This is a genomic window from Rhodococcus sp. 7Tela_A2 (genome assembly GCF_049311045.1).
Classification (GTDB): domain Bacteria; phylum Actinomycetota; class Actinomycetes; order Mycobacteriales; family Mycobacteriaceae; genus Rhodococcus.
The window spans coordinates 1-7,294 of record NZ_JAXION010000164.1; the positions used below are offsets into that span (position 1 = coordinate 1).

Genomic DNA, 7,294 nt, shown 5'->3' on the forward strand with positions numbered 1-7,294 from the left:
GCGGGGGCGTGGGCGTCGGCGTCGGCGTCGGGGGAGGTGACCCGTCTCGGCGCGACACCTTGTCGACGAGGTCCGCGACGGTGAGCCGCTCGGGGTCGCCGGCGTCCGCGGCGCGGCGGTTCCGGCCGGAATCACGGCGGCTTGCCGCGTGGTCACCCTCGGACTGCGCCTCCGCGGAATGCGCACCTCTGGAACGGGCATCCTCCGAATGAGCGCCACCGGCACGCGCACCGTCGGCCGGGATGTCGGCGCGGCGGGCACGACTGCGGCGGCGATGCCCGGACGGAGCCTCACGGAAGGTGGGGTCGGCTATCGGACGTTCCCAAGGAGCGCGATTGTCGGGCAGGCCCGAGTCGTGCCCTTCGTCCACCGGTGCCTTGCCTCTCCGCGGGTCGACCGCATTCGCGCGCACCGCCCGCATAGGGGGCGGTGCGCAATGATCCCGTCATGATACTGACCGTCTGTTACCGAAGCGGTACACGCGGCCGGTGACGGACCCCTCATGTGGACGCGCACACGACGGGAAGGGTAAGGACTCCTACCCGCCCGAGTGCATGATGTCGGCACCTACCGGGACGCAGGTGTCCTCCGGATCGTCGAGCCAGCCCTCGGGCAGTGCGACGCTGCTCGGTGAACCCTGACGCCCACGGGGGCCCTCCGCATCCGCGGGAAACGGCACGTCGGCGTCGAGTTTTCCGAGCAGATCATCGAGTTCGGCGAGCGAAGACACCCGCGCGAGACCGCTGCGGACTTCGGACCCGGCGGGGAAGCCGCGCAGGTACCACGCGATGTGCTTGCGGAGTTCGCGAGTGCCGCGGTCTTCGCCGTGATGGTCGGCGAGCAGCTCGGCGTGGCGCCGCATGATCTGCGTCACTTCTCCCAGGGACGGAGGAGTGGGGATCTCCTGGCCGTTGAGCGCGGCGCTGAGTTCTGCGAAGAGCCACGGGCGGCCCAGGCAGCCGCGACCGACGACCACGCCGTCGCACCCGGTCTGGGTCATCATCTTCTCCGCATCCCCCGCGTCGAAGATGTCGCCGTTGCCGAGAACCGGGACGGTGGTGACGTGCTCTTTGAGCCGGGCGATCTCGTTCCAGTCCGCAGCGCCCGAGTACCGCTGCGCGGCGGTCCGGGCGTGAAGTGCCACAGCGGCCGCGCCCTCGTCGGCGGCGATGCGCCCGGCGTCGAGGTGGGTGTGGTGCTCGTCGTCGATGCCGACCCGGAACTTCACCGTCACCGGGATATCGGTGCCCTCGGTGGCCCGCACCGCAGCGGCCACGATCTGCCCGAACAGTCGGCGCTTGTACGGAAGGGCAGACCCGCCGCCCTTCCGGGTGACCTTGGGCACCGGGCAGCCGAAGTTCATGTCGATGTGATCGGCCATGTTCTCGTCGACGATCATCTTCGCCGCCGCGTACGTGGTGTCGGGATCGACGGTGTACAGCTGGAGTGAACGCGGGGTTTCGGTGGGGCCGAACGTCGTCATGTGCATGGTGACGGGATGTCGCTCGACCAGAGCGCGGGCGGTGACCATCTCGCACACGTAGAGCCCGGAGGTGCTTCCGGCTCGTTCGAGTTCGAGTTCGCGGCACAGAGTGCGAAATGCGACGTTCGTCACTCCCGCCATCGGCGCCAGCACGACCGGGCTGTTCAGTTCGAGCGAGCCGATGCGAAGGGGTGACATGAAGAACCTCTGAAAGCGTTGTGTTTCAACAAGACTGCGAACTCCCGCGGTACCTCGCCGGGGAGACGACTGTGCCCGGTACCGAGAGCGGTACCGGGCACAGGATAACCGTTTACCGACGTAGGCCCCGAATCTGCCGGGACGAACCTCGGTCCGGGGTCAGGACAGGGCGCCCGCGCGTTCCAGTTTGGCTGCTTCGCGTGCGAGCGACCGGTCGCGCATGTCCTCGAACTTCACGGCCTGGCGCTCGAGTTCTTCGAGGTAGGTCCCCAGTTCGTCGATGAGCTGGGCGCCACCGGCTCCGAAATCGCGTTCGAAGATCCGCCACTTGCGCAGCACCGGCATCACCACGTCGTCGAGGTGCTGACGCAGGTCGTAGATGCCGTGCTTCGCCATGAGCACTCCGTTGCGGCGGAAATTGGGCATCCCCGCTCCGGGCATCTCGAAGGTGCGGAGAACGTGAACGATCGCCTCCAGTGCCTGCACGGGCGCGACGTCGAGCGCGGCGTCGCAGATGTTGCGGTAGAAGATCATGTGCAGGTTCTCGTCGGCGGCGATCCGCTGCAGCATCTTGTCGGCCACGGAGTCGTTGCAGGCCAGACCTGTGTTGCGGTGCGACACGCGCGTCGCGAGTTCCTGGAACGTCACGTACGCGACCGAATGGAGCATTCCCGTCTCGTTCGGGGAACCGAAGCCGTTGGTCATGTGCTCCATGCGCGCATTCTCGAGTGCCACCGGGTCGACACCGCGGGTGACGACGAGGTAGTCGCGCATCACGATGCCGTGGCGGTTCTCCTCGGCGGTCCATCGGCCCACCCAGGTACCCCACGCGCCGTCCCGGGAGAACGCCTCCGCGATCTCGCGGTGGTACGAGGGCAGGTTGTCCTCGGTGAGGAGATTGGTGATCATCGCCGCCTTGGCGACCTCGCCGAGCTGTGACTGCTCGGGCTCCCAGTCGACTCCGCCCATCGCAGCGAAGTTGCGTCCTTCGTCCCACGGGACGTAGTCGTGAGGATGCCAGTCCTTCGCCATCGACAGGTGACGGTCGACGTTCGCTTCGGCAACGGGCTCCAGCTCGCGTAGCAACTCCAACTGTGTCAGGACTCGCGTCATACCTTCGTACCCTCCGTGTGGTGTCGCATGAACTCTGTCAGCCTACGGAACCGTAGGTAAATGTCGTACTGCGCTGTCACGCGGTACAACATGCTGCCGTGATCAGGTCTTATCCGTGTCCCCGATCACAATCGTTCGCCGGTCACCGTACAGGCCGGATCCGGTCTACGGCCGGAGGCCGCCCCCGACACGGCGGGGCAGCGGTCGAAACGGGCGACGACGCCGACAGGGCGCCGGCGTCGTCGTCGGTGTCCCGGCTCAGCGCTTGCCGCCGCCGAGAAGACCACCGAGAATCCCGCCGAGACCGCCGCCGGAGTTGCCCCCGAGCACGCTGCCGAGAACGTCCCCGATGCCGCCGCCACCCGCACCGGAACGACCGGCCGCGCCTTCGAGCAGACCTCCGAGGATGTCGCCGATCCCACCGCTCGGCCGAGCGTCGCCGGCCGTGGTGGCGCCGTTGCCGGTGATCTGCTTTGCGAGGTAGGAGAGCACGATGGGCGCGAGGATCGGGAGAAGCTTGGCAATCAGGTCGTTCCCGCCGGATCCGTTGACCGCACCCAGGGTGCTGATCACCTGTTCCTTCTTCTCCCCGAACACGTTGGAGACGATCTTGCTGCCGTCTGCGGCGTCGACCTCGTCCACGTTCACCCCGCCGTCGAGAACACCCGAACCGGAGTGTTCGTCGAGTGCCGATATCAGCGAGGCCGCTCCCTCCGGATCGCGTGCATTGGCACCGAGTCCACCGACGAGGGTGGGCAGCGCCGCCCGCACCGCGGTCTCCGCGGTCTGCCGGTCGACGCCGAGGCGCTCGGCCACACGGTCGAGGGGGATCTGGGAGAGGAGTTCGTCGAGACTTGCCATGAGCACCTGCCTGGTCATGGGCGTCCCGTCGCGGCCGCCCGTGCGGCCGAGATTAGCGACTGCCGCCGTTACGAACCGCACCGCAGGGAGAGCCCGGCCGCCGGGTGGTGCCGATCCGGCAGGCAACCTGTCAATCGAACGAGTCGGCGCCACCGGGGGGTCGACGAAGCGCGACCAGGCAGCACAGCAACGCCACGAGGATGCCGCTCAGCAACAACACCGTGCCGTTCTGGTTGGTGAGCGCGGTCCGGCGGTTCTCCTGCACGTAGTCACCGTGCGCGGAGAAGATCTGCGCCCAGAACGCGACTGCCGTGACGATCCCCAGAAGCGTTCCGACCCATCCGGTGATCACGGAGTCGAACAAGGCCGCGAGGAGGAGCAGGACGGCCGCGACAGCCAGTGGCACCGCGAGAGATTCGTGGAGGGGCAAGCCGGGCGAAGCGATGCCGGCGAGATCCGCGCTCGCGAACCCGTCACGCAATCCCGACAACGGGATCTGGGTGGGGCGTACACCTCCGACGACGGGCAGCACCGCCCCGATACCCAGTGCGACTGCGGCCAGAAACAGGCCCAGGTCCACGAAACTGCGCATGTTCCCCCCTGAAACGAAAACGAACCGAGACAATTCGTTTTGCGGACTCACCGTATCCAAAGAAGCGTTCGGTCACCGGATAGAAACGCAGGCGGACCGATTCACGTTCGACGACTCGGACCGGTCCGTAGGCTGAGGCGCGTCTACCGAGGACCCAGGGAGGGCCGCACGATGTCGGACGCAAGTATTCGGTCGGAGGAGACACGGCAGGGTTTGCCTCCGTGGGCGAAGAAGACGCTCGTCGTCGTCGTCACGCTGGCCGTGCTCGTCATTGCGTATTTCGTGCTCGCCGCATTCGTCCCGAGATGGTGGGCGCAACGGATCGCCGGCCTCGCGGAGGGTGGATTCGCCCGCGGCATTCTGTGGGGGCTGTCTTTCGGTCTTCTCTGTACCGCGATCCCGCTCATCCTGTTCGCCTGCATCTGGCAGGTCCGACGATGGAAGCACCACCGGGTCCTACAGATCCTGCTCGCCGTGGCGGCGCTGGTCATCGCGCTCCCCAACCTCATGACCCTGAGCATCGTGCTCGGTGGCAGCAACGCCGCACACGCCGGTGAGCGGATCCTCGATGTCGATGCGCCGGGGTTCCGGGGCGCGTCACTGGTGGGCGCGATCGTCGGGGCCCTGGCGTGCGTGATCTTTTTCGTCGCCGTCAACCGCTACCGCAAGCGGGGGCGCGACCTCAACCGCGTGCGCGAGAATCTCGAGCGGCAGCGGCTCGAGGAAAAGCGTGAAGAAGAGCGGCGCCGGGCTGCCCAGGAACTGGGGACCGGCCCGGACGACGTACCCCCGGGCGCTCACCGATCCGGGAGTTGATCGCCCGTATCCGGTCAGCCTGCCGAATTCTTCGCGGCGGACGCGATGCTCAGCATGTTCACGTTGAGAAGGCTCTCGTCGAGCGCACACGGGAGCCGGGTCGTGTCGACGGTGCCGACGCATTCCTTCGCGGTGTACTCGGCGTACTTCTCGTCCCAGTGGCCGATGCTGCGGAGCATGTCGCTCTTCGACGCACCGTCGGGGAGTCGTTCGACGTCCGCGCGTAGCGAGGCGAGGCTTTCGGAGCGCTCCCGGTTGCAGTCCACAGCGGACGACGTCGCATCGCTGAGGCACGAGATGTTCGCCAGCGTGTCGCTGTGCTGCGCGCGGATGTAGTTCCAGTCGACCTCGGACCCGGCACCGGCGGGGGACCCGGACTCTGCTGTGTCGCCCCCTCCTCCGCATGCGGCGAGGAGTATCAGAGCAGGTGCGAGCGCGAGAGCGCGAAGTCTCATGTCTCGTTGATCCGTTTCGTCGTGATTTCTGTTACGGGCACGCTGTTCCGGCTCCGGTTCGCCACGAAAACGACACGACCCGGCGTTCGGAAACGAACGCCGGGTCGTGCGTGGTGCCCCCAGTAGGGCTCGAACCTACGACCTGCGGATTAAAAGTCCGTAGCTCTACCAACTGAGCTATAGGGGCGTGGGCGCACAATGTAACCACATCGAGCGTCTCGATGGTATCGGACGCTCGGCTCCGGTTTCGACACCCTCCCGTGGTGTGCGGGACCCGGTGAAAGCAGAACGGCTCGGGTGCTCACCCCCTGCTTCGCACCCGAGCCGGAAAAAGAATACCACCCGGTGTGTTCTCGGGCGCAGTGCCGGAAAGCCGTCTCCGGCCGCCCCGCGGGAACAGGTGCTCTCGCTCCGACTACCTGCCCCTGACGTGCCGGAGCAGTCTAAAGTTGGGTGAAGGGGGGAATTGACCGGTACTCGGAAGGCTGTATTCCCCATGCCACTTCAGCAGGAGCGTGCCCGGCGTACTCGGGCCGCGATCGTCGAATCGGCAGCCGCCGAATTCGCCAAGAGGGGATTCGCCGCGGCGTCGATCAATCTGATCCTCGAGCACTCGGGCGCCACCAAGGGTGCGATGTACTTCCACTTCAAGTCGAAGGAAGACCTTGCGCGCGCGGTACTCGAGGAGGGGCTCGACCATTACCGCGCCATCGTCGACAGGTGGGTCGGCTTCTCCGAGCTCGATCCCTTCGAGCGGCTCCACGGGATGATCTGCGATTTGGGAGAGGCGCTCCACAACGACGTCATCATCGCGGCTGAGTTCCGTCTCGTCATCGACCCGGAGTTCGCCGACGAGGCGGAGTTGCGCGGAACCTCCGTGTGGGGGCATGCCGGCTACCGGCTGGCGGAGGAGGCCGAGAAACTCGGGCTGTTCCGGCCGGGCGTGGATCTGCGGCGGTTCGTCGGCGCCGTCGGTTCGTCGCTCGCCGGCCAGCGCTATCTCGCCGACCTCACCGCGCCGGGTGTGGATGTGCGCTCACGGTTCGAAAGCTGCCTCGAGATTCCCCTGGAAGCGACAGCGTCCGAGGACTGGCTCGCGCGGTGGCGCGAGCGTGGCTGGCCGAGTGCCCGTCCGAACACCAAATAGTGGCGTGACCTGGCGATTTGTGATTCTCGAATGCCGTGGCATAAGCTGTCCAAGCTCCCAACGGAAACGCCAAACCCGTTGAGGGTGCGGTTCGGAGAGATCCGATCGGGCCCCCTTCGTCTAGCGGCCTAGGACGCCGCCCTTTCAAGGCGGTAGCGCGGGTTCGAATCCCGTAGGGGGTACGCTTCGATTCTGTCGAAGTGTGCAGTACTTTGGTGAAAGAACTGAATATGTATGGCCCTGTGGCGCAGTTGGTTAGCGCGCCGCCCTGTCACGGCGGAGGTCGCGGGTTCGAGTCCCGTCAGGGTCGCTCAACGCAAGCGATTGGCATTCGGTTCGGGTGCCGTCCGGCCAGGTAGCTCAGTTGGTACGAGCGTCCGCCTGAAAAGCGGAAGGTCGCCGGTTCGATCCCGGCCCTGGCCACAGAGGTTGTCCGGCAGACAACCGCTCAATTACATATCGAGGACCCACCGCGTGCGGTGGGTCCTGCTATGGGAACCCCGTTGGGGTTCTTTCATGGCCCTGTAGCGCAGTTGGTTAGCGCGCCGCCCTGTCACGGCGGAGGTCGCGGGTTCGAGTCCCGTCAGGGTCGCATCAGGCGAAGGCCCGGTATCTACGGATACCGGGCC

The 7,294-nt window shown here is 66.5% G+C and carries 7 protein-coding genes, 5 tRNA genes and 1 pseudogene; 6 read left to right on the plus strand and 7 right to left on the minus strand.

Annotated features, from left to right (window positions below; all coding sequences use genetic code 11):
* The 5 genes and pseudogenes from TVH25_RS20020 to TVH25_RS20040 all read right to left on the minus strand — a co-directional run.
* Nucleotides 1–412 (minus strand): annotated as a pseudogene (locus TVH25_RS20020) (hypothetical protein); the annotation flags it as partial.
* Nucleotides 413–538: 126 nt separating this feature from the next.
* Nucleotides 539–1,681: a tRNA dihydrouridine synthase DusB gene (gene dusB, locus TVH25_RS20025; protein WP_169621265.1), complete on the minus strand. Its 1,143-nt coding sequence runs from the start codon at nucleotides 1,679–1,681 to the stop codon at nucleotides 539–541.
* 159 nt (nucleotides 1,682–1,840) lie between these two features.
* Nucleotides 1,841–2,794, minus strand: a complete 954-nt coding sequence (locus TVH25_RS20030; RefSeq protein WP_169621264.1) for an acyl-ACP desaturase — start codon at nucleotides 2,792–2,794, stop codon at nucleotides 1,841–1,843.
* 258 nt (nucleotides 2,795–3,052) lie between these two features.
* Complete coding sequence (locus TVH25_RS20035; protein WP_422425305.1) at nucleotides 3,053–3,655, minus strand: DUF937 domain-containing protein; 603 nt, start codon at nucleotides 3,653–3,655, stop codon at nucleotides 3,053–3,055.
* 130 nt (nucleotides 3,656–3,785) lie between these two features.
* Nucleotides 3,786–4,247 (minus strand): hypothetical protein, encoded by a 462-nt coding sequence (locus tag TVH25_RS20040; protein WP_169621263.1) that lies wholly within the window; start codon nucleotides 4,245–4,247, stop codon nucleotides 3,786–3,788.
* A 171-nt stretch (nucleotides 4,248–4,418) separates the two neighbouring features.
* Between TVH25_RS20040 and TVH25_RS20045 the strand changes: the two genes are divergently transcribed.
* Nucleotides 4,419–5,063 carry a hypothetical protein gene (locus TVH25_RS20045; protein ID WP_169621262.1) on the plus strand — a complete coding sequence of 215 codons (645 nt, stop codon included), beginning with the start codon at nucleotides 4,419–4,421 and terminating at the stop codon, nucleotides 5,061–5,063.
* A gap of 14 nt (nucleotides 5,064–5,077) precedes the next feature.
* Here the strand turns inward: TVH25_RS20045 and TVH25_RS20050 are convergent, their stop codons facing one another.
* A complete protein-coding gene (locus TVH25_RS20050) occupies nucleotides 5,078–5,518 on the minus strand; it encodes a hypothetical protein (protein WP_422425303.1) in 441 nt (146 codons plus the stop codon).
* A gap of 111 nt (nucleotides 5,519–5,629) precedes the next feature.
* A tRNA-Lys gene (locus TVH25_RS20055) sits at nucleotides 5,630–5,705 on the minus strand.
* 309 nt (nucleotides 5,706–6,014) lie between these two features.
* Between TVH25_RS20055 and TVH25_RS20060 the strand changes: the two genes are divergently transcribed.
* The 5 genes from TVH25_RS20060 (at nucleotide 6,015) to TVH25_RS20080 (ending at nucleotide 7,257) form a co-directional block, all read left to right on the plus strand.
* Nucleotides 6,015–6,665, plus strand: coding sequence for a TetR family transcriptional regulator (locus tag TVH25_RS20060; protein WP_422425304.1), 651 nt, complete (start codon nucleotides 6,015–6,017; stop codon nucleotides 6,663–6,665).
* Nucleotides 6,666–6,774: 109 nt separating this feature from the next.
* Nucleotides 6,775–6,847, plus strand: a tRNA-Glu gene (locus TVH25_RS20065).
* A 54-nt stretch (nucleotides 6,848–6,901) separates the two neighbouring features.
* Nucleotides 6,902–6,975 (plus strand) — tRNA-Asp (locus TVH25_RS20070).
* A 39-nt stretch (nucleotides 6,976–7,014) separates the two neighbouring features.
* A tRNA-Phe gene (locus TVH25_RS20075) sits at nucleotides 7,015–7,088 on the plus strand.
* A gap of 95 nt (nucleotides 7,089–7,183) precedes the next feature.
* Nucleotides 7,184–7,257, plus strand: a tRNA-Asp gene (locus TVH25_RS20080).
* Nucleotides 7,258–7,294: the final 37 nt, after the last annotated feature.